General features: G+C 57.3%; 26 protein-coding genes. 11 read left to right on the top strand and 15 right to left on the bottom strand.

Going from position 1 to position 25,765, the window contains the following annotated elements; all coding sequences use genetic code 11:
• Positions 1–403 precede the first annotated feature (403 nt).
• Genes ACR0LN_RS22595 through ACR0LN_RS22585 form a run of 3 tightly spaced genes read left to right on the top strand, consistent with a single transcriptional unit; the run spans position 404 to position 2,602 of the window.
• A complete protein-coding gene (locus tag ACR0LN_RS22595; RefSeq protein ID WP_480432906.1) occupies positions 404–1,105 on the top strand; it encodes a FadR/GntR family transcriptional regulator in 702 nt (233 codons plus the stop codon).
• 11 nt (positions 1,106–1,116) lie between these two features.
• Positions 1,117–1,902 carry an SDR family NAD(P)-dependent oxidoreductase gene (locus tag ACR0LN_RS22590; RefSeq protein ID WP_480432905.1) on the top strand — a complete coding sequence of 262 codons (786 nt, stop codon included), beginning with the start codon at positions 1,117–1,119 and terminating at the stop codon, positions 1,900–1,902.
• Between the two features lie 13 nt (positions 1,903–1,915).
• Positions 1,916–2,602, top strand: coding sequence for a D-lyxose/D-mannose family sugar isomerase (locus ACR0LN_RS22585; protein ID WP_480432904.1), 687 nt, complete (start codon positions 1,916–1,918; stop codon positions 2,600–2,602).
• Between the two features lie 427 nt (positions 2,603–3,029).
• Here ACR0LN_RS22585 and ACR0LN_RS22580 read toward each other — a convergent pair whose 3' ends face one another.
• The 4 genes from ACR0LN_RS22580 to ACR0LN_RS22565 all read right to left on the bottom strand — a co-directional run bounded on the left by ACR0LN_RS22580 (position 3,030) and on the right by ACR0LN_RS22565 (position 6,754).
• Positions 3,030–3,608, bottom strand: a complete 579-nt coding sequence (locus tag ACR0LN_RS22580) for a hypothetical protein (RefSeq protein WP_480432902.1) — start codon at positions 3,606–3,608, stop codon at positions 3,030–3,032.
• A gap of 444 nt (positions 3,609–4,052) precedes the next feature.
• Entirely contained in the window at positions 4,053–5,033 is a 981-nt protein-coding gene (locus ACR0LN_RS22575; RefSeq protein ID WP_480432900.1) for a CobW family GTP-binding protein, read from the bottom strand.
• Positions 5,034–5,037: 4 nt separating this feature from the next.
• Complete coding sequence (gntH, locus tag ACR0LN_RS22570) at positions 5,038–6,510, bottom strand: guanitoxin biosynthesis MBL fold metallo-hydrolase GntH (protein ID WP_480432898.1); 1,473 nt, start codon at positions 6,508–6,510, stop codon at positions 5,038–5,040.
• 10 nt (positions 6,511–6,520) lie between these two features.
• Positions 6,521–6,754, bottom strand: a complete 234-nt coding sequence (locus tag ACR0LN_RS22565) for a hypothetical protein (RefSeq protein WP_480432897.1) — start codon at positions 6,752–6,754, stop codon at positions 6,521–6,523.
• Between the two features lie 99 nt (positions 6,755–6,853).
• On the opposite strand from ACR0LN_RS22565, the gene ACR0LN_RS22560 reads away from it, so the two are divergent.
• On the top strand, positions 6,854–8,188 hold the full coding sequence (locus ACR0LN_RS22560; RefSeq protein WP_480432895.1) for a tetratricopeptide repeat protein: 1,335 nt from the start codon (positions 6,854–6,856) through the stop codon (positions 8,186–8,188).
• A 166-nt stretch (positions 8,189–8,354) separates the two neighbouring features.
• Here ACR0LN_RS22560 and ACR0LN_RS22555 read toward each other — a convergent pair whose 3' ends face one another.
• The 5 genes from ACR0LN_RS22555 to cobU all read right to left on the bottom strand — a co-directional run bounded on the left by ACR0LN_RS22555 (position 8,355) and on the right by cobU (position 11,526).
• The gene (locus ACR0LN_RS22555) at positions 8,355–8,678 is read right to left on the bottom strand and encodes an HNH endonuclease (RefSeq protein WP_480432893.1); all 324 of its coding nucleotides are present in this window, start codon (positions 8,676–8,678) and stop codon (positions 8,355–8,357) included.
• A complete protein-coding gene (locus ACR0LN_RS22550) occupies positions 8,617–9,219 on the bottom strand; it encodes a hypothetical protein (protein WP_480432892.1) in 603 nt (200 codons plus the stop codon). The genes ACR0LN_RS22555 and ACR0LN_RS22550 overlap by 62 nt, the downstream gene beginning before the upstream one ends.
• Positions 9,220–9,486: 267 nt before the next feature.
• Positions 9,487–10,371 (bottom strand): glutathione S-transferase N-terminal domain-containing protein, encoded by an 885-nt coding sequence (locus ACR0LN_RS22545; protein WP_480432890.1) that lies wholly within the window; start codon positions 10,369–10,371, stop codon positions 9,487–9,489.
• A 58-nt stretch (positions 10,372–10,429) separates the two neighbouring features.
• A complete protein-coding gene (locus ACR0LN_RS22540) occupies positions 10,430–11,008 on the bottom strand; it encodes a histidine phosphatase family protein (RefSeq protein WP_480432888.1) in 579 nt (192 codons plus the stop codon).
• Positions 11,005–11,526, bottom strand: a complete 522-nt coding sequence (gene cobU, locus ACR0LN_RS22535; protein ID WP_480432887.1) for a bifunctional adenosylcobinamide kinase/adenosylcobinamide-phosphate guanylyltransferase — start codon at positions 11,524–11,526, stop codon at positions 11,005–11,007. Before cobU ends, ACR0LN_RS22540 begins: the two co-directional genes overlap by 4 nt.
• A gap of 100 nt (positions 11,527–11,626) precedes the next feature.
• Here cobU and ACR0LN_RS22530 point away from each other — a divergent pair, with 100 nt between their 5' ends.
• The 6 genes from ACR0LN_RS22530 (at position 11,627) to ACR0LN_RS22505 (ending at position 18,169) form a co-directional block, all read left to right on the top strand.
• Positions 11,627–12,505, top strand: coding sequence for an RNA polymerase factor sigma-32 (locus ACR0LN_RS22530; RefSeq protein WP_480432885.1), 879 nt, complete (start codon positions 11,627–11,629; stop codon positions 12,503–12,505).
• Entirely contained in the window at positions 12,502–13,317 is an 816-nt protein-coding gene (locus ACR0LN_RS22525; protein ID WP_480432883.1) for a ChaN family lipoprotein, read from the top strand. Before ACR0LN_RS22530 ends, ACR0LN_RS22525 begins: the two co-directional genes overlap by 4 nt.
• Before the next feature lie 63 nt (positions 13,318–13,380).
• A complete protein-coding gene (gene coaBC / locus ACR0LN_RS22520) occupies positions 13,381–14,577 on the top strand; it encodes a bifunctional phosphopantothenoylcysteine decarboxylase/phosphopantothenate--cysteine ligase CoaBC (RefSeq protein ID WP_480432881.1) in 1,197 nt (398 codons plus the stop codon).
• Positions 14,578–14,594: 17 nt separating this feature from the next.
• Entirely contained in the window at positions 14,595–15,050 is a 456-nt protein-coding gene (dut, locus tag ACR0LN_RS22515) for a dUTP diphosphatase (RefSeq protein ID WP_480432880.1), read from the top strand.
• Positions 15,050–16,096 (top strand): HesA/MoeB/ThiF family protein, encoded by a 1,047-nt coding sequence (locus ACR0LN_RS22510; protein WP_480432878.1) that lies wholly within the window; start codon positions 15,050–15,052, stop codon positions 16,094–16,096. The genes dut and ACR0LN_RS22510 overlap by 1 nt, the downstream gene beginning before the upstream one ends.
• A gap of 57 nt (positions 16,097–16,153) precedes the next feature.
• Positions 16,154–18,169: a M3 family metallopeptidase gene (locus ACR0LN_RS22505; RefSeq protein ID WP_480432876.1), complete on the top strand. Its 2,016-nt coding sequence runs from the start codon at positions 16,154–16,156 to the stop codon at positions 18,167–18,169.
• On the opposite strand, the gene ACR0LN_RS22500 is transcribed toward ACR0LN_RS22505, so the two are convergent.
• From ACR0LN_RS22500 to ACR0LN_RS22475, 6 genes are read right to left on the bottom strand one after another with little or no spacing between them, the layout of a single operon-like run.
• Complete coding sequence (locus ACR0LN_RS22500) at positions 18,166–19,098, bottom strand: 2-hydroxyacid dehydrogenase (protein ID WP_480432875.1); 933 nt, start codon at positions 19,096–19,098, stop codon at positions 18,166–18,168. The genes ACR0LN_RS22505 and ACR0LN_RS22500 overlap by 4 nt on opposite strands.
• Positions 19,099–19,113: 15 nt before the next feature.
• The gene (gene rodA / locus ACR0LN_RS22495; RefSeq protein ID WP_480432873.1) at positions 19,114–20,253 is read right to left on the bottom strand and encodes a rod shape-determining protein RodA; all 1,140 of its coding nucleotides are present in this window, start codon (positions 20,251–20,253) and stop codon (positions 19,114–19,116) included.
• On the bottom strand, positions 20,250–22,199 hold the full coding sequence (gene mrdA / locus ACR0LN_RS22490) for a penicillin-binding protein 2 (RefSeq protein WP_480432871.1): 1,950 nt from the start codon (positions 22,197–22,199) through the stop codon (positions 20,250–20,252). The genes rodA and mrdA overlap by 4 nt, the downstream gene beginning before the upstream one ends.
• Positions 22,196–22,732: a rod shape-determining protein MreD gene (locus tag ACR0LN_RS22485; RefSeq protein ID WP_480432869.1), complete on the bottom strand. Its 537-nt coding sequence runs from the start codon at positions 22,730–22,732 to the stop codon at positions 22,196–22,198. Before ACR0LN_RS22485 ends, mrdA begins: the two co-directional genes overlap by 4 nt.
• Positions 22,725–23,627 (bottom strand): rod shape-determining protein MreC, encoded by a 903-nt coding sequence (mreC, locus tag ACR0LN_RS22480; protein ID WP_480432868.1) that lies wholly within the window; start codon positions 23,625–23,627, stop codon positions 22,725–22,727. Before mreC ends, ACR0LN_RS22485 begins: the two co-directional genes overlap by 8 nt.
• A 56-nt stretch (positions 23,628–23,683) precedes the next feature.
• On the bottom strand, positions 23,684–24,730 hold the full coding sequence (locus ACR0LN_RS22475; protein WP_008756832.1) for a rod shape-determining protein: 1,047 nt from the start codon (positions 24,728–24,730) through the stop codon (positions 23,684–23,686).
• A gap of 155 nt (positions 24,731–24,885) precedes the next feature.
• Between ACR0LN_RS22475 and ACR0LN_RS22470 the strand changes: the two genes are divergently transcribed.
• Positions 24,886–25,677, top strand: a complete 792-nt coding sequence (locus ACR0LN_RS22470) for a 23S rRNA (adenine(2030)-N(6))-methyltransferase RlmJ (RefSeq protein WP_480432866.1) — start codon at positions 24,886–24,888, stop codon at positions 25,675–25,677.
• Positions 25,678–25,765 lie beyond the last annotated feature (88 nt).

Below are 25,765 nucleotides of genomic sequence, written 5' to 3'. Positions count from 1 at the left end.
CCTAGAAAAACGGGATGAAGGAAAGACGGCAGCCTATTGAGGCTGTATCCTGCAAGCGCCCAAACGGCAACTTCTTCAACACTATCCGGACGAAGCGGCCGTTCCCGGAATAAGCCGTTACAGTCGCAACCTGCGCATAGCGGCCGGGTGCTAGGTTTGGACTCTCGGTGGATGCCTGCGCCAAGACACGGATCACGAGGTTAATTTAAGTTGGTCCTTTGGCTTTCAGCTTGATGCAGAGATGGAGAGTTCCATTTTATATGGGACTATATAGTAAAAATAGTCGAATAATTTGATTATTTCGTGTATTTTAGACTATATTATCCTACAATACGATTGATGTACTTACGCTAAGCAAGTAAATTGCTTGACATCAAAAGCTGCCGATCAAAGGAAATCTTCGATGCAGGAAGTTGGTTCCGCTGTAGATCAAGTGGTTCTCCAGATCAGAAACTTAATCCGCGAAAGGGCTCTGAAAGTTGGAGATACGCTTCCAAGTGAAGCAGAACTTTCGGCGATGTTTGGGGCTGGTCGGAACACAGTACGAGAGGCCATAAGAACGCTCAGAACCTATGGAGTTGTGGAGCCGCGGCAGAAGGTCGGAGCGGTGATAACCAACCGTCGGCAATCCGCAGTCGCGAAGCTCTTCTCTGTCGCAATGGACATTTCGATCGATTCCTTCCGCGACATCCAAGGCTATCGCCGCCTGACGGAGATGAACCTTTTCGCCAGCCTTATGGAGAACATGACGGAAGACGATCTGCAGAAGATGGAAGAAGCCAACACGATGATGCTTGGATCTAAGGAAGTTGTTGAATCGTCTAATTGGGACTTCCGCTTTCACAAAGTGATGGTCGACGCCGCGCAAAACAGTACCCTGTCCGAATTGTACGAGATGCTCGAACCTGTGATCTGCCGTCTTATGGAAGTTGGGAAATCGCAGCGCCACGCGGTTCGAGCGGCAGCTTCCGAACACGACGCGATAATCCAGGCGCTCCGCAACCGAAGTTCAATCGAATTCGCATATCACATGAACCGCCATCTCGATGCAGGGCTGGTTTTCCTACCAGATGGCGCGTCGGTCCCAGAGCGGGCTGAAAAATAGGAGCAGGGACGATGTCTGAATTTGCGAACAGAACCGTAATCGTCACTGGAACCTCCGGGATTGGAGCCAATTGCGCCATTCGTTTCGCTCGAGCTGGTGCGGATGTTGTTTGTTTCGGAATCGACCAGTCGAGCATTGAATCTCTCAATGAGACCGCGAAGACTAACTCGCTCGATCTGAACGCCATGAAGGTTGACGTTTCCGTACCCGAAGAAGTTGAAGCAGGCGTCGCCGCTGTCTCCGCTACCCATGGTGGCGTCGATATTGTCGTGAACGCGGCAGCGATACATCCCTATGGCGACGCAATCAGTACTGAATTCGCAACCTTCACTAAATGCATGCAGGTTAATGTTGGTTCGATCCTGTTGACCGCGAAATACGCAGTTCCGCTCATGCGCCGTCGCGGTGGTGGCGTAATAGTCAACCTGGCAAGCGTGCAGGGTCACAGCTGTCAGGCCGGCGTAACGGCTTATGTCGCCTCAAAAGGCGCTATTCATGCTCTGACGCGCGCGCTCGCACTCGATTTCGCTAAAGACAAGATACGCGTCGTCTCAGTCAGTCCAGGCTCGGTACGGACCCCGATCCTCGAACTGGCGGCCCGACATCTGGCTGGCGAAGATGCCGATCTTGAAAGTGTCTTTGAGCGTTTCGGCAAGGCACACCCGCTTGGACGGATAGCCGAACCGGACGAGGTTGCCGAATTGGTTGCTTTCCTGGCCTCGGATCGCGCGCAATTCGTGAGCGGATCGGATCATCTAATAGATGGTGCGTTGACCGCCGCCATTGGAGTCCAATGAGAAAGGAGACAACATGAAGCGGTCGGACATCAACAGGGCAATCGCCCAGGCAGAAGATGATTTCCGCAAGGCTGGTTATGCTCTACCGGGCTTTGCGAAGTGGGACTTGGAAGAGTGGCAAGCGCGGGGCGGGGCCGCGGCCAACCTCCTTGCCTCTGGAGCGGGCTGGGACGTCACCGATTTCGGCGAAGGAAGATTTCAGGAGAAGGGACTGCTCCTGTTTACTGTTCGCAATGGCTTACTGGGTGGAGGGTCGGAATTTCGGCCCTACGCAGAAAAAATCATGATAACCCGCCAAAACCAAATCACGCCATTGCATCGCCACGAAAGCAAGACAGAGGATATTATCAACCGCGCCTCCCTGAGCGAGGGCGCAACTTTGGCAATCAAGCTTTTCGCATCCAATCAGAACGGCGCACCGTCGCACGAAAAGTGTGTTACAGCCTATCTGGATGGCGTCGCTCGTGACGTAGAACCTGGAACAGTTGTGGAATTGATGCCGGGAGATAGCATCACGCTGTTTCCAGGGACATTTCACGCCTTCTGGGGACAGGGAGGCGACGTGATCGCGGGAGAAGTCTCCACCGTCAATGACGATGCCGCTGATAACTACTTCGCCGAACCACTCTCTCGGTTCTCTGCCATCGAAGAAGACGAACCAATCTACCTGCCACTGGTGACCGACCACTTCCACAACTAGGCCGTTTTTGCGCAGATCGAGAACCGGCTTCCTCCGGCTGACTGCCCCAGGCAAGAAATGTCGCGAAACTCCGGTCCTTTTTCAAAAGGCCGATTGTCGTTTGAGCAACTCAAAGGGGGTGTCTTGGCTCACGCCGAACGGCTTCAAAGTCAGCAAACTTCCCGTTCATATGGATCGCAGCATTGAGTACAATGGGCTCAACGCGGTCATCCACTGCATTTGGCATGAACGACCCTTGCGCGGACTTTGCAGACATCCGCAGTATTGCTCCAAAGGACCGCAGTCAGCCCAAAGCGGACCTTCAACACCGAGTTTGCAATGTCCGAGAGGCGAACAAGTCCGTTCATTCTCATTTACCGCTGCAATACCCGCAACCGGCCCGGCATCTTAGGCTAAGAGTCCAGTCGAACAAGCTTAAAGCAGTTTCTTAATTGGGTTTTGAGACAATTACGCCGGTTTCTGGGTTCAGATCATCATTCGGATCCGTCAAAATGCCAGCTGGAAAGGAAACCGAGATGGGTAGATCCTTTGTATCAAGGCAGAGCATGTGGTTATTGTCCCCGTCACCCAGATCGGTAAGCGCGGCGGGCGTAACTGTGCGTTGAGATCCATCCTCGGCCACTACAGTAATCCTGTACAGATCACGTTCCACATCGCCAGGCTCCTTGCCGTTCGCCAGCGTAATGCCACCCGCCCAAGTTACCCGAATGGCCTGTACGATGTTGTCACTTGGACAAAGGCTTCCTCTGGTTCGGCGTGGCCCCAAGTTTCCGACCAAAGTCCAATCTTCGACAACCTCGGCAAAGATCATTGACGGCCCGTCTTCCAGCGGAGTCACGGCGACAGTGGCACCGCGAAAATCAAGTGTTCCATCGATGGAATGAAGGTGTCCAATGACCTCGACTGCAACCGGTGGATCCTCGGAAACACTTCCAAAATTCCCGATGAGAAGCACCGTACGCAGTTCACCGGGATCGGTAGCGGGCAACACTGACGCGCAGTGCATTGTTCCTATCTGGCCTGACTTTGTTACGACTCTGAAGTCACCTGCCTGCAAAGTTTCCAGATCTACCTCGGTTGAAAAGATAACGGGCATCCCGTCTTTGCCCCTAGAACCTCTGCAAATGAGATTTGCTACGCGGGGCAACGCCTCGAGCCCGTGGAAAGCAGAAAGCAACTCGGCATCTTGTTTTCCAGCTGAACTCGGCAATCCGAGGTTTGGGGTTGTATCTTCAAGTTCTCGACTTGAAACGTCCTGCGCGCATAAAGCCGTTCCCGACAAGACAAATGCAGTGGCAGGTGCGAGCAATCTGATCGCTTGGCTCCATTTCCTAAACTGCTTCAGCAATTAGGTTTTTCTCCATATTTGGTCCGCGTTGCTGCGGGCTTTCGAGCTGTAACGTGTTGGAGTTTTACAGACGCACGCAAACAAATTTGGTCTAACTTGCCGCTATGCGGTCGCCAACAACGCATCGGAAAGCTCGTATTCCGAAAGAGCCCCTGGTGCACCTATTGCAACAAGCCTTGTTTCAGGTTTTCGGTGGCCCCATGCGCCATCCCTTGCGATGTCCATGCGCTTTCCGACAACCTGTACAAGAATGCGATGATCCGGATCCTCTTCACTGAATACAAAGCCCTTAAGGCGATAAACATCACCCGGAAGCTTTCGAATTGCACTTCGAAGAGAAGATAAGCTTATCGGGCGTTCAGCTTTCATCATCGTTGTTGAGAAGCTGTCCGAGTGATCAGAGTGGTGGCAACCACAATCGGGCCCATGTTCATGATGATCGGGTATTTCTGTTTCGAGCTGTTCGGCGGCAAAGCGACCAACTGAAAGAAGTATATCCAGTGGGACATCTGCGTTGACGGCTTCGACCAGACGATATCGACGGAAGCGAGACCCGAGCCAATCGTGCACCCTTTGAACAGCCGCCCTGTCGACGAGGTCGACCTTGTTCAAAATAACCATGTCCGAGAACGCGATTTGACGGAGCTTCAATTCCATTTGTTCCGGCGCAGAAAAAAGCTGTTCCGCATCGACCAGGCACATGAGGCTGTCCAAGCGGATAATGTCCCGAAACTTTTGATCGGTGAATGTCATTGCAATTGATGACGGGTCCGACACTCCGCTCGCTTCAAGGACGATGTATTCCGGTTTCTCAGGCCGGGCGAGAACGGCTTCTACCGTTTCGATCAGGTCATCGCGGATCGAGCAACAAACGCAGCCATTTGCCAAACTCATCACATCATCTTCGAGACCGACGACCAAGTCGGCGTCAACGTTTATTGATCCAAAATCATTCACCAGAACCGCAACCCGCAACCCGTGATTGCCTGTCAGGATGCGGTTCAGAAGTGTCGTCTTACCGGCCCCAAGAAAGCCGGTAAGGATCGTGACAGGGATTGCGGATGTAGAACCAAACTCGATCATGTCTTTACTCCGCTTTCTTCTTGCGGTTCGGAATGACATCATCGACCTTGATGACGAAATCACTGGGCCACTCGGGATCGGGAGCCCGGAATACATCAGCTGGATAGTATTCCTTGGGGTCGATCTCCATATCGCGGTACTTTTGGTTTTGCTGTTCGGCACGTGATGATCGCGGTGCTGGCGGCTTGATTTCATCCGGCAATGTGATCTTGCCTTCTGCTTCCATCTTGCCCAATTCGCGGAACGGTGCGACCGAGCCAGATTTTCCAGGAAGCGTCGCCTTCCGATACCAGATTGCATCCTTGGTTACGTTGACGACGGCCACGTCCAACCCCCAGGCGAACAGCCCATCATAATGGGCTCGGATTCCCGCCAGCATCTCGGCATCGATATCTTCGTCTTGCGTATAGTGGGTCACCATTGCAAGACGTGGGCGCGCCTCAGCCATCATCTTACCAACAGCGTAGTGAGAGGTATGGTGCGTATCGATTGTGTAGTTGAACAGCTCTTGCGGCAGGCCGTATTTGTAGGTCATCAACTGACCGATATCCTGTCCGGACATTTCTGTCACAAACACATCGACGCCTTTTCCGTATTCAAGACTCAGTTCATCTGGACGGCCATCGCCGGTCCAAACAAAGCTCAGGCCATTCCAATCCAGCCGATACCCGACAGCACCGTCCTTGGCATGGCTGCGCGGCCACGAGCGCACCGTGACACCGTCCTCGTCATAAACGATGCCACCTTCCTGACGAAAATCGAATTCGTTAACTTCGATCTCGTACCCGTCCCCAATTGGGAACACGTCGAAAGCTTCGAGATGCCACTTGAGCATCTGCTGCATGCCTTTGACCATTCCGGCTGTGCCAAGCTCGGGTGTCCGACCAGATGGGCCGTGAATGCGCAGCGGTGTGTACCCTCCAGACCAAGCCCGGAACGGGTAGATATAAGGGATGTCGGCATAGTGATCGACATGAAGGTGCGTGATGAAGATGTCGTTGATCAACTGACCCGGAACCTGCATCCCGATAATGTTGCGGACGCAGCCCGAGCCGAAGTCGAAGAAGAACCTCTTTCCATTACCCAGCTCGACCATGATGCACGTTCCAGCCTGATCTTCGCGGGGCGGAAATGGCGTCGAACCACAGAACGATATCCGCATTTCGTCAGGCCCGAGATCCTCGGACAACGGGAAATAATTCGCGTTCGAGCCTGTCATGTACTTCGTAGGACGGAAGTACTCCGGCAAAGTGATGCCGCCGGCAGGTCTGCCGCCGTATGGGTTCTTTAGGCTTTCGCCTAGTGGTCCATCACCGGGGTGCGCATGTGCGGTTCCTGTACCGTAGCTAACGGCACCTGTTGCGACCGCACCTGCCGCCAGTCCCTGCATAACGTGTCGCCGGGAAGGGTTTTCGATATCGTCAGACTTCTGGATCTGTTCGTTCTCAAATTCTTTGCCGTTGTCTTCTTTTGTCATGGCTATGCCCTTAGTTGGAGATGCTGCGAGGATTGCGCTTCACCATCCGGCGAAGCTCGTTCACGAGTTCAGATCTGATGTGGGCCCATTCCGCGCGCTCTGAGGCTGTGATCGATGTGTCATCCATCAGCGCAGTAACTTTCTTTAGGTCTTCGATTGCCTCGCTGAGCATCGCGTCCGTTTCGATACGCCCTGAAAGCGCATCGGAAAGCTCAGGAAGTTCGTCACACAATTCCCAAGTCACTGGATTATCCTCGGTTCCCACTATCTATTCTCACATCAAGATGAGTGCGGTTGACGACGTACGCCAAGTGAGTCACCGTGAGTTGGGGGTAAGTTTGCTTTGAACCAAGCTAATGAATTGCCGATAGATCAAGATGTTGCACCGCCATCGCCGGAGCATGTTCGACGGGCACTTCAGAGCGTTGTTTCCAGCGTCGCATTCCAGGCTTCGCCTCGACTCCAGCAATTTCTTACTTACGTGGTCGAAGAAACTCTCGCGGGTCGCGGCGCCCAGATTCGTGGCAAAGCAATCGCGGTCGAAGTCTACGGTCGGAGCATTGATGGTACTGGTGGTCGGAATCTTGTCCGCGTCGAAGCCAGACGGCTGCGTCGACTGCTACATGAGTTTTACGAAGATCAATGGGACGGTGAGGGAGTTCGAATTTTTGTTGATTCCGGCGGATACAAGCCACGGTTTTCGCAAGGAAGGACGACAGGGGACGACAACTCAAGGGTTCACGACAGCGATGTGCTTGGGGGGCATCGGCGTCTACGGCAAGTGCTGCCAATGGGGCTGGGTTGCCTGGTGTTGATTGCGGTGATTGGCTTTTGGTTCACTCGGGATAACAAGGTGGTTTTGCCGACAGCTCAATCCATCGAACAGGCTGAGCGAACTGCTCTTGGTGAGCAATCTTTGACACGGCTTCAGGCGGCTAACCTTGCGGATCAAGCCCGAGGGATGTTTTTTCCTGTTTTTGATATCAAGCGCCAGCAAATAGCACTGGGAATGTTTCAGCATGCCGCGGAGCTCGACCCCGCACTCTCTGATGGTTATGCCGGATCGGCACAGGTCCTGGCGACTTTGGCCATGCTGTCCCCTGACAAGGCACAAAGAGATGACCTCTTTAGCCAAGCTTCCGAGATGTCGGAAAGAGCGCTTGATCTATCTCCCACCGATGCATGGGCAAACGTCGCAAATGGTTGGGTGTTGGCCACCCAAAACAATCCAGTCGAGGCTATGAAATACGCAAGACTGTCGGTCGAGCTTGCGCCGAATGATGGTCATATTCTGGATCTTGTCGGCATCACCGCCATCATGGCGGGCGCCCCAGAACTTGCGGCTGAGGTTAGCGATCCAGAAAGACTCAGGTCAGGATCGGGCCGCTTTGGCGCACGAAACATTTGGGGTGTATCGCAACTGATGCTCGGGAAATACGAAAAGGTAGTAGACGCCTTTAAAGGAGCGCCCGCAGCCGGTGCGCCTGTGAGTGCTCCTTCTCTCCTGTTCCAAGCCGTTGCGCAGGATCAGTTGGGACATACCGAAGAAGCTCAGCGACTTATTTCCGAAATGCGCAAAACGTGGCCGGAGTTTCCATCTGAGTTTCTCGCCGGCAGGATTTTCCAAAATGATGACGCAACGCGGCAAGCGATCCTGGATACTCTGATCAGATACTGATGAAACGCGTCGCATGTTTGTCTACGCAAAGTCTGCTTTCCGCGTATTGCTGTCATTGGGGCAACGCGCAGCACCGGCCAAAGTGGGCTCTTTGCCGTCATTCTCTGCAATTTGCACGAACGTCCGGTTCGGACCTTCAATGTGCAAAAGCGGGAATCCAAGTTTTTCAGATAGCAGATCCTAGCCCGGCCCATTCAAAGTGTTGCTCGAGGGCCGACTGCGACGGCGCAATTCTGGAGTCGTGTGGAACCGAAACTTGTTGTCCGTGAATTTCGGAATAGGAAGACATTTGAAGGTTTTCCGCCAGAATTACTGTTAGTGCACTGGGATCGATAGACAACAGACCGAGATCGAACAAAGAATGAATGTCGGACCTTAGCAAAAGACCGTTTTGCGGGTGGTTTGTCTGATCACCCAGATAAGGCTGCTCAGCCTGAGATGGACCGCCGGGAGCGATTGGCTGTGGGGCGGTTGTTGGCAACGGAATCATTCGCGACGATAGTGCTGCCATCTTCTATCAACTCGTCCAGAAAGCCGTCAGTAACAGCATTGCCAATTCGTTCGATGTGGCAATCTGTGGACCCCATGAAGAGGGCTGCTGGATGAGTTGATCTTAGATCACCACCTAGCCGTTGAGCGAGTGCTTTAGAGGCAAACGATAACTCATTGGGATCGGTGATGCTTCGTGGCAAAGCGAAAATCAGGCGATAGCGATGATGGTCAATCGTGTGGCTGACGGTCGTGTAGAGCATCGAGCAAAAATTCTCGACTATTGGTAAGTCTAGGCACTCGCTAATTTTGAGCCCGCCATCAATGTCAACGACCAAGAAATCTGATGCTAAGAAGCCCTCACTGACTCGATATCCATTTTCAAACTGGTAGCTGAAAGCGAAGCCAAGCCGAATGTTCTCTTCAAGTTCATCAAGGGAAACTTCGGCCGGTTCAAAGCCATGCGCATAGAAACGGGTTTCGGTTGGCGGCTGCTTGTCGATTAGCTGGCCATTAAAAGAAATCTTTAGCTTTTCAATCAATCAGTCCTTCCTCTCAATCTTCTGCCAGAAACTTAAGTATCATAGCCAAACAATAGATGTTGCTGGCTTCTAGCTGCTTATCAACTGAGACAGAATGAAAAATTAGTATTTAATGCTGTATACATTTGAAAAGGCGGGCAGGCCCGGCGAGACGGCACATTGCACCTCGACCGGGCGGGCATCGACCCCTTGGAAAGCAACGGTGTGAGAACGAGCGACCATGAACGACCCTTTTGGTTAACAGGACGTTGCTGCCATGTTCCCGGTTTAAGAATGGTTAACGGCTTTGGTCATTTCGGTGAATTTCGGCCAGGCGCCTGGGTCAGCGACAGTTTTGTCACGGCAGAATTGGTTGCAAAAGCCCCAGCGCTGCCCGTTCAATTCAAGAACATGGGTGACCGGTTTGCCAGAATAGGGGCATAATTCGTTTACCGAGTTTTTGCCGTCAACGGGTCGGGCCTCAGATTGTCCGCCGATCGGCCACGCCGTCGACGGCAAGTCCAGTGCGTAGGGGAACGGATCATAGTTTACCGTCAATCCCATTGCTCGCCATTGCCGAACCGTCGGATCGGACAGCAACTGAAGGCAATAGTCGCGATTGGCAGCCGACACAGGCAGGCCGTATCCGATGATCCGCGCAGCAACGGGTGTGTAGAATACATCCGCCAGAGAATAGTCGCCAAACAGTGGACCGGACGCCGCACCCGAGACTACGCGCGCATGTGCCCACAGGGTTTCGATCCGCTCCAGATCGGCGCGTGTCTCAGATGAAGGATCGAACCCGTCCCAGCAGTGCCTTAGTTGCATTGAACACTCGCCGCGCAAGGCCGAGAAACCGGCCACCATCTCGGCGCAAAGCCACCGGGCGGTGGCACGAGCAGCGGGGTCTTGGGGCCACATCCCGGCCTCAGGGTGGCGTTCGGCCAGCGTTTCTGCCATGGCGAGGCTTTCGCCGGCAACGGTGCCATCAGGCAAGCGCAGGGCGGGCACCAGTCGCGCCGGGGCGAGGGGTTTCATGTCCTCGGCCATGGTGCCGGAATAGAGGCCGATCATATGGCTTCGGTAGGGCAGGCCGAACTTTTCCAGCATCAGCCACCCACGCAGGGACCAGCTGGAAAACAGGCGGTCTCCGATAAACAAATCATAGGTCATGCGCTAACGATGGCGCGGTAGGGTCAATCAGTAAATCAGAGATTTGTGCGGGGTGTTATCACGGGAGGTGATTGATCCGCCCCACAGACCAGCGGTCGCCGTGATGGGTGATGTCCGTGACCGAGAGGTTGTCGATCCGGTGGCTGAACGCCTTATAGGCGGAGACACCCAGGGCGCGCTGGACCTGAGTCAGGATCACGCCGAAATGGGCGACAATGATCAGATCTTGCCCGGAGTGCTTAGTGATTAGTCGGTCGATCACCGCATCGACACGCGTGCGAACTTCGTTCCAGCTTTCGCCTTCGGGCGGGCGCACGTCACCGGGATTGTCCCAATAGGCAAAGGCAAGCTCTGGGTCTTCGTCCTCGATTTCCTTGAACGCACGTAACTCCCAAGTGCCAAAGTGAATTTCGCGCAGGTCAGGGTGGTGAGGTAGACGTTGGCGCGCGCCTTGAATGGCCGAAGCCGTGTCAACGGCGCGGGACAGGTCGGATGAGATCACCAGCGCGCCATCTGGCAGATGGTCGTGCAGCCGCGCAATGGCGGCCTCATCGCTGAGATCGGCGGGTATGTCGGACCAGCCGACCATGGTTTTTGCATGGGTCGGCCCGTGACGCACAAGATGCAGCCGGGTCACGGCAATTGCCCTTTCAGCACCAGCGGCAGACCGGCGGTGACCTGCACCGCCAGATCGGCCTGCGCCGCCAGAGCGATGTTCAGCCGCCCCTGTGCTTCGCGGAACCGGCGGGACAGGGCGTTGTCGGGGACGATGCCGTGGCCTACCTCGTTCGAGACGATCACAACCGGCGCGGGGCAAGAGTTCAGGGCCTGTAGCAGTGCGGTTTGCGCCTGATCCAGATCGTTTTCCGCCAGTAGGTGATTGGTCAACCACATTGTGGCGCAATCGATCAGACAGATATGGTTTGATGTGAGGTCGCGCAAAGCCGGGCCAAGGTCCAAAGGGGCCTCGACGGTTGTCCAGCCGTCTCCGCGCTGGGCAATGTGGCGCTGGACCTTGTCGCGCATCTCGTCATCAAACACTTGTGATGTGGCGAGATATACCCTTTTTTTTCTTGATAAAACAACAAGTTGTTCGGCGAATGCCGACTTGCCCGAGGCCGCGCCGCCCAGCACAAAGGTTAAATCCGGATACACTATTATTACCTTTCTGGTGATCCACCCGGTCTTGTTCTGCGTATCGACCCTAGGTCGGCATGGCAAGCCCGGCCCGCGCCTGTGAAAAGGGGAGATTTCCATGGCACTGGACAATGCGAACGATTTCTCGATGTCCCGGCAAGCGATGAAGGCCGAACTGCTGGACGCGGAGACGGAACTGAAGCTGGCATATGCATGGCGCGATCAGCGTGACGAACAGGCGTTGCACAGGTTGATCACGGCCTACATGCGGCTGGCGATTTCGATGGCGGCCAAGTTCAAACGCTATGGCGCACCGATGAACGATTTGATCCAAGAGGCCGGACTGGGCCTGATGAAAGCAGCTGACAAGTTTGACCCGGATCGTGGTGTGCGCTTTTCGACCTATGCGGTCTGGTGGATCAAGGCGAGCATTCAGGACTATGTGATGCGCAACTGGTCGATGGTTCGAACCGGATCAACCTCATCCCAGAAATCTCTGTTTTTCAACATGCGCCGGGTTCAGGCCCGGTTAGAGCGCGAAGCCGCGAGCGATGGGATGGATCTGGATCGTCACCAGTTGCATCAGATGATTGCCGCTGAAATAGGCGTGCCCCTGCGCGATGTTGAAATGATGGAAGGGCGCCTTTCCGGCTCTGATTTCTCTTTGAACGCCGTGCAATCGACAGACGAGGACGGGCGCGAATGGATTGATGCGTTGGAAGACGAGCGTGAACAAGCTGCCGAAACGGTTGAAAATACCCATGACACGGAACAACTGCGCGAATGGCTGGTTACGGCGATGCAAGCCCTGAATGATCGCGAAAGATTTATCGTGCGCGAACGCAAGCTGCGCGAACCTGCCCGTACCCTTGAAAGCTTGGGGCAAGAGCTCGGTCTGTCCAAGGAACGGGTGCGTCAGCTTGAGGCTGCGGCCTTTGTGAAAATGCGCAAGAACCTTGAAGCGCAATCGCGCGAGGTGCAACACTTCATCGCATGAGACAGCTTGCGATTCTGCTTTGTACACTTGTGGTTATGGCTGGCCCTAGCCAGGCCGACGATCTGATCCCCGATGATATTTTGTCGGCTATGACCGCGTCAGACGTGGTCATATTGGGTGAAATACACGACAACCCCCAACATCACATCGTTCAGGCCGAAGCGCTGAAGGCCATTATGCCCTCGGCCGTGGTGTGGGAAATGGTAACCGAGGAGGGCGCGCAGCGTCTGGCGGACAAGGCGGTATCCAACCCCGAGGAACTGGCGCGGATTCTGGAATGGCTGGAATCGGGCTGGCCACCTCTCAGCATGTATTACCCGGTCTTTCAGGCGTCAGATGCACCTGTTTATGGGGCCATGGTTCCGCGCCCAGCGGCCCGTGCCGCGATGGAGCGGGGGGCGGCCACCGCTTTGGGTGCGGATGCGGCGCGTTATGGTTTGACGGTTCCGTTGCCGCCTGCGGAACAGGCTGAGCGTGAGGCGGATCAACTGGCGGCGCATTGCGACGCGATCCCGGAAAGTGCCTTGCCGCAGATGGTGGCCATTCAGCGACTACGAGATGCTGTGCTGACCCGCGCGATCCTGCGTGCCACAGATGAAACTGGTGGGCCGGTGGCGGTGATCACTGGAAATGGCCACGCGCGTAAAGATCGTGGCATACCAACATTTCTTTCAAGATTGCGTCCGGGGTTGAAAGTCTTCGTGCTGGGTCAATCCGAAGACGGCGTGGTAGAAGGTGAATTCGACGCTGTGATCGACAGCCCCGGTATCGAACGCGAAGATCCTTGTCTGGCTTTCGAGACTCAGAATTAACCGCTGGAACTGTCTGGCCCGCTTGCCTAATGTCGGGGCCGACCGGGACAGGAAAGGTTCAATATGCTGGCATCGAAACGCATTCTGCTGATCATCGGCGGCGGGATCGCGGCCTATAAGTCGCTGGACCTGATCCGGCGCTTGCGTGAACGTGGTGCCGCTGTGACACCTGTCCTGACCCGCGCGGGCGAGGAATTCGTGACACCTTTATCTGTGTCGGCCTTGGCCGGAGAAAAGGTCTATCGCGATCTGTTCGATCTGACGGATGAGGCTGAGATGGGGCACATCCAGCTCTCGCGTTCAGCCGACCTGATTGTTGTTACCCCGGCGACCGCTGATCTGATGGGCAAGATGGCCGGGGGGTTGGCGAACGATCTGGCGTCGACCTTGCTGATGGCGACGGACACGCCGGTTCTGTGTGCGCCTGCGATGAATGTTCGGATGTGGGATCACCCGGCCACGCAGCGCAACCTGAAACAGTTGCAGGCGGATGGCGTCTGGTTTGTCGGCCCGAACGAAGGCGATATGGCTTGCGGAGAGTATGGCCCCGGCCGTATGTCCGAACCGCTTGAGATCGTCGCAGCGATCGAAGCGCAGCTCGGCAAGGGCCCACTCAATGGCAAGCGCGTACTTGTGACCTCGGGCCCAACGCATGAACCCATCGACCCGGTGCGCTATATTGCCAACCGCTCGTCCGGGGCGCAGGGCACCGCAGTGGCCCGCGCATTGGCGGCGCTGGGGGCTGAGGTGATCTTTGTGACAGGTCCGGCAGATGTACCGCTCCCCGAGGGGGTTCAGGTTGTGCCGGTCGAAACCGCGCAACAGATGTCCGACGCAGTAGACGCCGCCCTGCCGGTTGATGCAGGCGTATTCGCTGCTGCCGTGGCCGACTGGCGGGTGGCCAGCGCTTCGGACAAGAAATTGAAGAAAAGCCGCGACGGGATGCCCGCGCTGGAATTCGCCGAGAACCCCGACATCCTGAAGCGTATTTCGCATCTCGAAAGTGCCCGCCCAGCTCTGGTCGTGGGATTTGCAGCTGAAACGGACAACGTGATCGAACACGCCACGGCCAAACGTATGCGCAAAGGCTGTGACTGGATCGTGGCCAATGATGTCAGCCCGGCAACGGGGATCATGGGTGGGTCCGAGAATGCGGTCATCCTGATTTCAACCGACGGGGCCGAAGAATGGCCGCGCATGGACAAAGATGAAGTGGCCAAGCGTCTTGCGCTCAAGATTTCGGACGCGCTGACCCGCTAAACAAAAAAGGAGCCGTGATGGTTGCTATTCGTGTAATCCGCGAGGAGGGCGCTGATCCGTCAGTACCGCTGCCATCTTACGAAACCGCTGGGGCCGCTGGCGCGGATATACGGGCGAACTTGCCAGACGGAGCGTCGATCATCCTAGAACCCGGTCAGCGTGCCTTGGTGCCCACCGGGTTGCGCATCGAAATCCCGCAAGGGTTCGAGGTGCAGGTGCGCCCCCGCTCAGGACTGGCGCTGAAACACGGCATCACCCTGCCCAACACGCCGGGCACTATCGACAGCGACTATCGCGGACCGCTGGGCGTGATTGTCCTGAACGCCGGGCAAGAGGTGTTCGAAATCACCCATGGGGAACGTATCGCGCAACTCGTCGTGGCCCCTGTCGTGCAGGCCTCGTTCGATGCGGTGGATGCGCTTAGCGACACTGCACGCGGTGCGGGTGGCTTTGGCTCAACCGGGCGCGGCTGATGCTGCTGGTCCTGATCCTTGCGGCGGCCCTATGGGGTATCGGCTATCTGGCTGGCGTGTCCCGACCCGCTCGTATGACCTCGGTTTCGGTTCTGCTGTTGGGGGTGATAACGGCGCAACTGGTTCTGCCTGACGGGCATCCCTTGCGCGAGGCAACAGGCGGCTCTGCGGCGATGTGGCTGATACTGGCTGGCACCGCGCTGCTGGTTCTGCTCTATGGGCAAGTGCTAAAGGCGCTGCGCAACCGCGCCGTGCCAGCCTCAGCCCAGGAGCCCGCGATGCCATCCGACCAATTCTCGGAGACTGAACTGGAACGCTATGCCCGCCACATCGTCTTGCGCGAACTGGGCGGACCGGGTCAGAAGAAAATGAAAAAGGCGCGTGTGCTGGTGATCGGTGCCGGTGGTTTGGGCGCGCCAGCCCTGCAATATCTGGCTGCGGCTGGGGTGGGCACCATCGGCGTGATTGACGATGACGAGGTCGAAAACGCCAACCTGCAACGACAAGTGATCCACCGCGACGCTGATATCGGGATGCCAAAAGTGTTCTCGGCCCAACAGGCCATGAAGGCGCAAAACCCCAATGTGGTCGTCCTGCCTTATCACCGTCGTCTAACCGAAGAGATTGCGGCGGATCTGTTCGGCGATTTCGACTTGATCCTCGACGGGACCGACAATTTCGACACCCGCTATTTGGCGAACCGTACGGCTGTCGCAATGGGCAAGCCGCTGATCTCAGGTGCGCTGTCCCAATGGGAAGGGCAGCTAAGTGTTTTTGATCCTGCCAATGACGCGCCTTGTTATCAGTGCATCTTCCCCGAGGCCCCCGCCCCAGGTCTGGCCCCTTCCTGCGCTGAGGCTGGTGTAATCGGGCCTTTGCCTGGTGTGGTCGGGTCCATGATGGCGGTTGAGGCGATCAAGGTGATTACCGGGGCCGGGCAGGCCCTGCGCGGCGAGATGCTGATCTATGACGCGCTCTATGGTGAAAGCCGCAAGATCACCCTGTCGCGCCGTGCCGACTGTCCGATTTGCGGGGCTGGGGCATAACCCAGCTCTGGATCATCCGGCCTGCCGTTCCTAACTCTGTGGTCAAAGGAGACTTGCATGACCAATCCCATCCTGTCCGACTGGACCACGCCGTTTGAAATCGCTCCGTTCGCAGACATTGAAGATGACGATTTCGCCCCCGCCCTGGATCAGGCGATGCAGGCCCATAACGCTCAGATCGACACGATTGCAGGCAGCCCGGATGCGCCCACGTTTGCCAACACGATTGAGGCGCTTGAGGCGGCGGGCGAAGAGATGGACAAGGTTTTGTCGGTGTTCTTCACGGTCGCCGGGGCGGACAGCAATCCGGCGCGCGAGGCGCTGCAGCGCGCGTTCTCGCCCAAGCTGGCAGCGCATTTCTCGGGGATTTCGTCGAACAAGGCACTGTTTCAGCGGGTTGCCGACCTGTGGGCGCGCAAGGACGAACTGCACCTGACCGACGAGCAGGCGCGGGTGCTGATGCTGACCCATCGCGGGTTCGTGCGGTCCGGTGCCGCGCTTGAAGGCGATGAGGACGCCCGGATGCAAGAGATCAAGGCGCGGCTAGCCTCGTTGGGCACGTCGTTCACCCAGAACCTGCTTGCCGATGAGCGCGATTGGCACATGGACCTGTCCGAGGACGATCTGGAGGGCCTGCCGGATTTCGTGGTAGATGCCGCCCGTGCCGCCGGTCTGGAAAAGGGTGCTGAGGGTCCGGTTGTAACCCTGTCCCGCTCGATCATTGTGCCGTTTCTGCAATTCTCACCCCGCCGGGACCTGCGGGAAAGGGCCTATCGCGCATGGACCGCGCGCGGTGCCAATGGCGGAGAGACAGACAACCGCGAGATTGCCGCCGAAATCCTGCAATTGCGCGAGGAACGGGCCAAGCTGCTGGGCTATGACAGTTTTGCCGGTTACAAGCTGGAAACCGAAATGGCGCGCACGCCCGACAAGGTGCGTGACCTGCTGATGCAGGTGTGGGAGCCGGCGAAATCACGTGCCGACGCGGATGCGAAAATCCTGACGGGGCTGATGCAGGCAGATGGTGTCAACGGTCCGTTGGAAGCTTGGGACTGGCGCTATTACGCCGAGAAACGCCGCAAGGCCGAGCATGATCTCGATGAGGCAAAACTGAAGCCATACCTGCAGCTGGACCGCATGATCGAGGCGTCCTTTGCCTGCGCCAATCGCCTGTTCGGGTTGGAATTCGCGCCGCTGGACGTGCCGCTCTATCACCCCGATTGCCGTGCGTGGGAGGTGACGCGCAACGGCCAGCATATCGCGGTGTTCATCGGGGATTATTTTGCGCGAGGCTCGAAACGATCCGGTGCGTGGTGCAGTGCGATGCGGTCCCAGGCCAAGTTTCCCAAAGTGCAGGCACCAGTCGTGATCAATGTCTGCAATTTTGCCAAAGGCGATCCGGCGCTGTTGTCCTATGACGATGCGCGAACCCTGTTCCATGAATTCGGCCACGCGCTGCATCAGATGCTGTCAAATGTGACCTATGAAAGCATCTCAGGCACCAGCGTTGCACGGGATTTCGTTGAACTGCCCAGCCAGCTTTACGAACACTGGCTGGAGGTGCCCGAGGTTCTGTCAGAATTCGCCACCCATGCAGAAACCGGTGAGCCGATGCCGCAGAAGATGCTGGAGAAAGTGCTCAAGGCCGCCAATTTCGATCAGGGGTTCCAGACGGTAGAATATGTCGCCTCGGCGCTGGTTGATCTGGCCTTCCATGATGGCGCAGCCCCTGCCGATCCGATGGTGAAACAGGCCGAGGTGCTGGCTGGGATCGGAATGCCGCAGGCCATCGGGATGCGCCACGCGACGCCGCATTTCGCGCATGTCTTTGCGGGCGACGGCTATAGCTCGGGCTACTATAGCTACATGTGGTCCGAGGTCATGGACGCCGACGCCTTTGCCGCCTTTGAAGAGGCCGGAGGGGCCTTTGACCCGGAACGCGCCAAGGCGTTGGAGGACAACATCCTGTCCACCGGCGGTTCACGAGAGGCCGAGGATCTGTATCTGGCTTTCCGCGGACGTCTTCCGGGTGTTGAGGCGCTGCTAAAAGGGCGCGGCTTGATCGCGGCCTAGTATCCCAAATCGCGGTCTAAGAGGTGCAGGAAAGGTTCGCCCTTCTCACCTCGTATGATGTTCTCGCAAATCACCTGAGCGGCTGTCACAGGTCGGGTCTCCGAGGCGATGTGCGGCGTCACCGTCACATTCGGATGCGCCCAATAGGGGTGATCTGCGGGCAAAGGCTCAACGCGGAACACGTCCAGCGTGGCGTGCCCAACCTGACCCGAGTTCAGCGCGTCCAGCAGCGCGTCATCGTCGATCAAAGGTCCTCGGCCGGGGTTGATGATGCGCGCGCCTTTGGGCAGCAGGGCCAATGTTTCAGCGTTCAAAGTGTTTGTGGTGGCCGGTGTGTCCGGCAGCAACAGAACCACGATCTCGGCAGTTGACAGGGCGGCGCGCAATCCATCTGCGCCATGCAGGCATTTGATCCCGGGAACATCTTTGGCCGAGCGGCTCCAGCCGGTTACATCAAAATTTAACGCGGCCAGCGCTCGGGCTGCGGTTTCGCCCAAAACACCAAGACCCAGAATACAAACCTGACGTTCGGCGGCCAAAGGCGGCGCCTCAGTAATCCAGATGCCGTCCTGATTGGCGATGTGCTGATCCATCCCAAGGTGATAACGCAGCACGTGGCCGACCACCCATTCGGTCATGCCCTGCGTCAAGCCGTGATCTACCATGCGCGCAAGCGGGACGGTCAGGGTGTCGTTGCCCGCGATCTTCTCAACCCCGGCCCAGAGGCTGAGAACAGCCTTCAGCCGCGTGTAGGGGGTGAAGTCCAACAACCCTTCGTTCGGCGCGTAGACCACATAGTCGACCTGATCCGGTTCGAATTTGGTGCTCAGGTGGAAGTCCAGCCCGGCCTCGGTCAGATAATCGGTCAGCAGCGGCTGATACACGGGCCACAGGGCAGGGCGCGCGGAAAACAGGATGTTCACGGGCATGAGGGGCCTTTCAGATCAGCGGGGACGGTGGATATGGGCGCTTTGGACAATGCCGAAGGCGGCCATCAAGACCAGCATGGCCGAACCGCCATAGCTCACCATCGGCAGCGGTACGCCCACAACCGGGGCTAGGCCCATCACCATCGACATGTTGACGGCAAAGAACAGGAAGAAGTTCAACGCGATACCGAGCGTGACCAGTGACGAAAACCTGTCTTTGGTCGACAGCGCCGTAACCAGGCAGAACAACAATATCAGGCCATAGAGGATCAGCAGGGTGATGCCGCCAACAAAGCCGAACTCTTCGGCCAGCGTAGTGAAGATAAAGTCAGTGTGTTTTTCGGGCAGAAAGTTCAGGCGCGATTGCGTGCCCTGCATGAACCCGCGCCCGTTCCAACCCCCAGACCCCAGCGCAATCTTGGACTGGGTGATATGGTAACCGGCCCCTAGCGGATCGGTTGAGGGATCAAGGAACGTGTCGATCCGGCGGAACTGATAATCTTTGAGCAGCTGCCATTCGGTCCCCCGGCTGTTGAACACGGTCGCGATCAGACCGACCACCGCTGCTATGACAGCGGCAAAGTAAGCCCAATGAACACCAGCAAGGAACATCAGACCACCACCCGCGGCCAACAGCAGGATTGATGTGCCCAAGTCTGGCTGTTTCAGAACAAAGAAAGTGGGGATCAGGATCAGAATAACCGGGATCAGCACCCAAAGCGGGCGCGAGGTCTTGTGAGACGGCAACCAGTCGTAGTAAGCGGCCAAGACCATGACGAGTGCAACTTTCATGACTTCTGATGGCTGAAGCCGCATGAAGCCAAGGTCGATCCAGCGTTGCGCACCCATGCCGACCGTTCCGAAGAACTCTACAAACACCAGAAGGGCAATGGCGACAAGATAGGCCAGCACCGACATGTTGCGCCAGAACCAGATGGGCACCAGCGCGATGATGAACATCACCGTCAAGCCCAGTCCGAACCGTTCCATTTGCGGCTCGGCCCACGGTGTCCATGACCCGCCGGCCACGGAATACAGCATCAGGAACCCGGCGCTGGCCACACTGATCAGCAACAGGGTTAGCGGCCAGTTCATATACAGAAACTTGCGGATGCCCGAAGGCGTGGATTTGACCGTATATTCAAGATAGCTCATGCGCGGTCCTTCTCGGACGGGCGCGCTTTGGGGCGACGATCCCCCTCAAGCTTTTTTTGCTGTTCCTTGATGCGCTCGCGGTCGCCAGCCGGATAGGCTTCAAGCGGGGGAGTGCCGTTGTAAAGCGCTTGCAACATTATGTCCCGTGCGACCGGGGCTGCGGCCTTGGACCCTCCGCCGCCGTGTTCCACCACGACGGCCACGGCGTATTTCGGGTTGTCATAAGGCGCAAAGCTGACAAACAGAGCGTGATCGCGACGTTCCCACGGCAGGTCTTCGTTGCGGATCACACCAGCGGCACGCTCGGCCTTGGTGATGTTGCGAACCTGACTGGTGCCGGTCTTGCCTGCCATGCGCAGATCATCTGCGATGATGCGGCTGCGATAGGCCGTGCCACCCCGGTCGTTTGAAACCGAGAACATGGCTTTGCGGATGTATTCCAGATTGTTCTGGTTGACGGCTAGTGGTTCACCCGCGCCTGAAGGTTGCTCGACCCCGTTCACGGACCGGACCAAACGCGGCTTGACGGCGCGCCCCGTGGCGATCCGCGCTGTCATGACGGCAAGTTGCAGGGGCGAGGCCAACATGAAGCCCTGACCGATAGACGCGTTTGCAGTGTCACCGACCAACCAGCTTTCCCCGTGAACGCGTTCTTTCCATTCTTGGTTCGGAGCCAACCCCGCAGCGACGGCCGACATCGGGATATCGTGCTTGACACCCAGTCCGAAAATGCGGGCCATCTCGGATATCTTGTCGATCCCGGTGCGCAGAGCAACATCGTAGTAATAGACATCGCAACTGCGTTTCAGCGACAAGTTGAGGTCGACCGTTCCATGCCCGCCACGCTTCCAGCAATGAAAGCGGCGGCTGCCTACCTTCAGGTGTCCGGGACAGTAAACGGTGTTGGGCGGCCCGATCACTCCGGCCTCAAGCGCGGCCATTGCAGTGATCATCTTAAAGGTTGAGCCGGGTGGGTAGGTCCCCTGTACTGTCTTGTTGGCCAGAGGGCGGTAATTGTCCTGAGTCAGGGTTCGGTAATCGGCGACCGAGATGCCGCGCACGAACAGGTTAGGGTCGAAACTGGGGGCCGAGCTGATGGCCCGAACATCACCGGTTTCGCAGTCGATCACAACGGCCGCGGCGCTTTCCCCGGCCAACCGGGCCTGTGCGTATTGCTGCAGATCGGCATCGACAGAAAGCTGTAAGTCAGCTCCGGCTTCGCCTTCCTGCCGGTCAAGTTCGCGCATCACGCGGCCAGTGGCGTTGACTTCGACCCGTTTTGCTCCGGCCTTGCCGCGAAGGCTGATTTCCTGCTTGGCCTCAAGCCCGACCTTGCCGATCTGAAATCGGGGAATGCGCAACACCGGTTCGGGGTCTTCGATCTGGCTGAGGTCATAGTCGCTGACCGGGCCGACATAGCCGACAACATGGGCAAAATCCTCGTACCGGGGATACTGCCTTGTCTGTCCCACCTCGGGGATTACACCCGGCAGGGCAGGCGCGTTGACGGCAACCTTGGAGATATCCTCCCACGTGACCTGATCGGCCAGTGTAACAGGCAGGAACGGGGCCGAGCGACGCATCTCGGTCTTGGCGCGTTCGATCTCATCCTGGGTCAGGGGAATCAATTCCGAGAGTTTGGCGATCACCTGATCGACGTCGCCTGCATCCTCGCGCACCATGACGATGCGGTATGAGGGGGAGTTCTGGCCGATGATCTCTCCGTTGCGGTCATAGATGCGGCCGCGGGTCGGTGGTATCAGGCGGATGTTGATCCGGTTTTCCTCGGCCAGCAGGCGGTATTCGTCGGCTTGATCCACCTGCATATAACGCATTCGTGCTGCCAATCCGCCGATGAAGACGGTTTGCAGACCACCCAGTATCAATGCCCTGCGAGGCAGGCGTTTATAGGCAAGGCCCTGGGGGGTGGGTTTTCGCTGCTTCATCCGCGGGCACCCACTGTGCTGCCATCAGTTGATGATTGGCGACGCACGCCGAATCCGTTCTGGCTCAGCAGAACGATCAGAGGATAAACTGCAATTGTCAGAACCACTTGTATCACTACCGGCCCCAATGCTGCCTGTTGCACTGACAGAATAGCAAGAATGATGCGATTCAGCATGAAAACTGCCGTGATCACAACGGCGACGGTGGTCCATTCGCTGACGAACCCGGAATCTCGCAACCCAAACGCGGCCGAGCGTAGATAAACCGTGCCCAGAACAACCAGCGCGGCCAGCAGGCCAGGCGGACGCTGTAACAACAGGTCCGCCATCAGCAAAACGACGGCCACCAACAGGATCGGCACGAACTCAGACCGCCGCAGCGCCCAGGCAAAGGTCAGGGCGATCAACAGGTCTGGAAAGGGCCAGCGATCTGGTTTTGTGTCCAGCGGGAGCAGGTGCAGGAACAAGATCAGTGCTGCCAGCCATAGGTATAGCGCCCGTTTAGACCAAATCCGCGAAGTTGCGCTATCCATCCCCGACCTCGGCAGGGCTTAGGGCTGTTTCGGGGACCCTCGGGCCGACGATGTCACCGGGGTCGCGGATCAGAGGCGCTGATTGATATCGCAGGACTCGCAGAAATTCGAGTCGTTCGAAATCCGCCGACAGGCGCACCCGCAGGCGGCCTCCGGGATCTGCGGTGATTTGCCCGATCAGCAAACCACCGGGAAAAACGCCGCCATCGCCCGAGGTCACAACTCGGTCTCCAGGGCGCACCAGCTCGCGGTTTTCCAGAAACTCAACTGCTGGCGCCGAAGTATTGTCGCCGGTGATCAGGGCGGTCTGACCAGAAGGTTGGATGGTTGCCGGGATCGCGCTAGAGGCGTCGGTCAACAGGATCACTCGCGCTGTATCCGGGCCAACGCCAGAAATACGTCCGACCACGCCGATCCCGTCCATGGTGGCCCAGCCGTCAGTGATGCCGTCCCGCTCGCCCACGTTCAGTAAAACGGACTGCCGGAAGGGCGAGCCGCTGTCAGCCATTACGACGCCAGTGATGTAGGTCAGACGCGGATCGAGGCGAACATTGTTCAGGTCCAGCAAACGCGCGTTTTCCTGTTCCAACTGTAACGCAGCTTCTTTCCAGGCGCGCATCAGGCGTAATTCGCTCCGCAGTTCCTGGTTCTGTTCGCTAAGGCGCTGGTAACTTTGGAAATCGCGGGCCAGATTGACCACCGCCGTAACCGGAACCATGGCCCATTCCATCGAGGGTACAACAGCGTCCACCACTTGCGCACGGAACCGTTCGACGCGCGGGCTATCGATGCGCCAGACCAGAAAGATGCCAAACAGGCACAGCACCACGATCCCCAGAAGCAGGCGGCGCAGGGGGGTGGTGTATTCGTCGCGCTGTGATCGGTCCTTTGCCACAGGTTACCTTCCCGTGCTGCTCGTGCCCGAGTGTTGGCCCTTAAAGGGTGCGCGCCTTAGCTTTCGTAGTCAATCGCGTGGCGCAGTTGTTTTTCGTATTCCAACGCCTTGCCGGTGCCCAAAGCCACACAGTTCAGGCTTTCATCGGCAATCGACACGGCCAGACCGGTTTGTTCGCGCAAAGCAAGATCCAGGTCGCCTAGCAACGCGCCGCCGCCGGTCAGCATGACGCCCCGGTCTACGATATCGGCGGCCAGATCGGGCGGAGTGGTCTCGAGCGCGGTCATCACGGCTTCGCAAATCGCCTGAACCGGTTCCGAAAGAGCCTCGGCCACTTGGGCCTGGCTGATCTCGATTTCCTTGGGAACGCCGTTCAACAGATCGCGACCCCGGATGTGCATCGACTGGCCGCGGCCATCATCAGGCATGCGTGCGGTGCCGATAGTGGTCTTAATCCGCTCGGCGGTGGATTCACCAACCAGCAGATTCTGCTGACGGCGCAGGTACGAGATGATTGCTTCATCCATCCGGTCACCACCTACGCGGACCGAGCGGGCATAGACGATGTCGCCAAGCGACAGCACCGCGACCTCGGTGGTACCGCCGCCGATATCTACGACCATGTTTCCGGTCGGATCGGTAATCGGCATGCCTGCGCCAATCGCGGCAGCAATCGGTTCGGCAATCAGGCCCGCGCGGCGGGCACCAGCGGACAGAACCGACTGGCGGATCGCGCGTTTTTCAACGGGTGTCGCGCCATGTGGGACGCACACAATAATTTTCGGCTTCGAGAAGGTCGAGCGTTTGTGCACCTTGCGGATGAAGTGCTTGATCATCTCTTCGGCGGTGTCGAAATCGGCGATGACACCTTCGCGCATCGGGCGGATTGCCTCGATCGAACCCGGGGTCCGGCCCAGCATCAGCTTGGCGTCCTCTCCGACGGCCAGCACCTTCTTGACGCCATCTTTCACGTGGTATGCCACCACCGACGGTTCAGACAGGATCACACCACGCCCTTTGACATAAACCAGCGTGTTCGCTGTCCCAAGGTCAATAGCCATGTCCGCTGTGAACAGGCCGCCCAGATTGCCAAAGATCCCCATGATTCCCCTGATCCTGTATGTCGATTTTTCTACTGCCCGCGACTCGACGGTTCCGGGACGGATGACTTATAGGGTGCCAACACGCTCGGTAAAAGGGCTGAATCCGCGACAATCAGCACCTTTCCGCCTTATTGAGAGGGACTTTAGAAGGCAACATGCTCTCTTATCAACACATTTACCACGCCGGTAACCTGGCTGACGTGCAAAAGCACGCTTTATTGGCATGTGCGCTGGACTATCTGACCCGTAAAGACAAGCCGCTGACCTATCTCGAAACCCATTCGGGGAGAGGGTTGTACAAGCTGGATGCTGAGGAAGCAGTGCGCACAGGAGAGGCCAAGGCTGGCATTCGGCGGGTTCAGCAAGAGGATTGGTTTGATGCAGACCATCCGCTGAGCCGCGCGATTGGTGCGATACAGCAGCGGCACGGATCGGCGGCTTATCCAGGTTCACCGTTGATCGCTGCCAGTTTGTTGCGAGAGCAGGACCAAATGCACTTTGCGGAATTGCATCCGCAGGAACATTCGTCGCTTGCTATGGCTATGTCAGTGTATGAGGCAAAGGTTTACCGACAAGACGGCTATGAGTTGGCGCAATCCCTGCTGCCACCCACGCCGCGACGCGGGATGTTACTGATCGACCCGAGCTATGAGGTGAAATCGGAATATGATCGTCTGCCGGGAATAGTCGCCAAACTGCACCGGAAATGGAATGTGGGAGTGGTCGCGTTGTGGTATCCAATTCTGACGGATAAACGCCACGAAGCGATGATTTCATCATTGAAATCCCTGAACCTGCCAAAGGTGCTTTGCCATGAAGTGCGGTTTGATCCCGTGCGAGAGGGGCATCGGATGGTTGGTTCAGGAATGTTTGTTATCAATGCGCCCTTTGGTCTTGAGGATGAAGCAGCCCGGCTGACGGGGTTGTTCAAAAGCCTCAGAGCGTAGTTCTATGGGAGGCAAAGGCTCCCGCCTCGTTTACCCGCATCAGAGATGCAGCCAAACAAGTTGGGCCCGGCAGCGCGCCGCAGGCACG

It is taken from the genome of Ruegeria sp. AA6 (genome assembly GCF_056542865.1).
Note: the sequence above shows the minus strand (reverse complement) of the source record. Positions and strands in the feature narration are given on the sequence as shown.

Coding starts and splice junctions, on each gene's coding strand:
- ACR0LN_RS22595 (WP_480432906.1), top strand. CDS start 404: ATGCAGGAAGTTGGTTCCGCTGTAGATCAAGTGGTTCTCCAGATCAGA.
- ACR0LN_RS22590 (WP_480432905.1), top strand. CDS start 1,117: ATGTCTGAATTTGCGAACAGAACCGTAATCGTCACTGGAACCTCCGGG.
- ACR0LN_RS22585 (WP_480432904.1), top strand. CDS start 1,916: ATGAAGCGGTCGGACATCAACAGGGCAATCGCCCAGGCAGAAGATGAT.
- ACR0LN_RS22580 (WP_480432902.1), bottom strand. CDS start 3,608: ATGCACTGCGCGTCAGTGTTGCCCGCTACCGATCCCGGTGAACTGCGT.
- ACR0LN_RS22575 (WP_480432900.1), bottom strand. CDS start 5,033: ATGATCGAGTTTGGTTCTACATCCGCAATCCCTGTCACGATCCTTACC.
- gntH (WP_480432898.1), bottom strand. CDS start 6,510: ATGACAAAAGAAGACAACGGCAAAGAATTTGAGAACGAACAGATCCAG.
- ACR0LN_RS22555 (WP_480432893.1), bottom strand. CDS start 8,678: ATGATTCCGTTGCCAACAACCGCCCCACAGCCAATCGCTCCCGGCGGT.
- ACR0LN_RS22545 (WP_480432890.1), bottom strand. CDS start 10,371: ATGACCTATGATTTGTTTATCGGAGACCGCCTGTTTTCCAGCTGGTCC.
- ACR0LN_RS22530 (WP_480432885.1), top strand. CDS start 11,627: ATGGCACTGGACAATGCGAACGATTTCTCGATGTCCCGGCAAGCGATG.
- ACR0LN_RS22525 (WP_480432883.1), top strand. CDS start 12,502: ATGAGACAGCTTGCGATTCTGCTTTGTACACTTGTGGTTATGGCTGGC.
- coaBC (WP_480432881.1), top strand. CDS start 13,381: ATGCTGGCATCGAAACGCATTCTGCTGATCATCGGCGGCGGGATCGCG.
- dut (WP_480432880.1), top strand. CDS start 14,595: ATGGTTGCTATTCGTGTAATCCGCGAGGAGGGCGCTGATCCGTCAGTA.
- ACR0LN_RS22510 (WP_480432878.1), top strand. CDS start 15,050: ATGCTGCTGGTCCTGATCCTTGCGGCGGCCCTATGGGGTATCGGCTAT.
- ACR0LN_RS22505 (WP_480432876.1), top strand. CDS start 16,154: ATGACCAATCCCATCCTGTCCGACTGGACCACGCCGTTTGAAATCGCT.
- ACR0LN_RS22500 (WP_480432875.1), bottom strand. CDS start 19,098: ATGCCCGTGAACATCCTGTTTTCCGCGCGCCCTGCCCTGTGGCCCGTG.
- rodA (WP_480432873.1), bottom strand. CDS start 20,253: ATGAGCTATCTTGAATATACGGTCAAATCCACGCCTTCGGGCATCCGC.
- mrdA (WP_480432871.1), bottom strand. CDS start 22,199: ATGAAGCAGCGAAAACCCACCCCCCAGGGCCTTGCCTATAAACGCCTG.
- ACR0LN_RS22485 (WP_480432869.1), bottom strand. CDS start 22,732: ATGGATAGCGCAACTTCGCGGATTTGGTCTAAACGGGCGCTATACCTA.
- ACR0LN_RS22475 (WP_008756832.1), bottom strand. CDS start 24,730: ATGGGGATCTTTGGCAATCTGGGCGGCCTGTTCACAGCGGACATGGCT.
- ACR0LN_RS22470 (WP_480432866.1), top strand. CDS start 24,886: ATGCTCTCTTATCAACACATTTACCACGCCGGTAACCTGGCTGACGTG.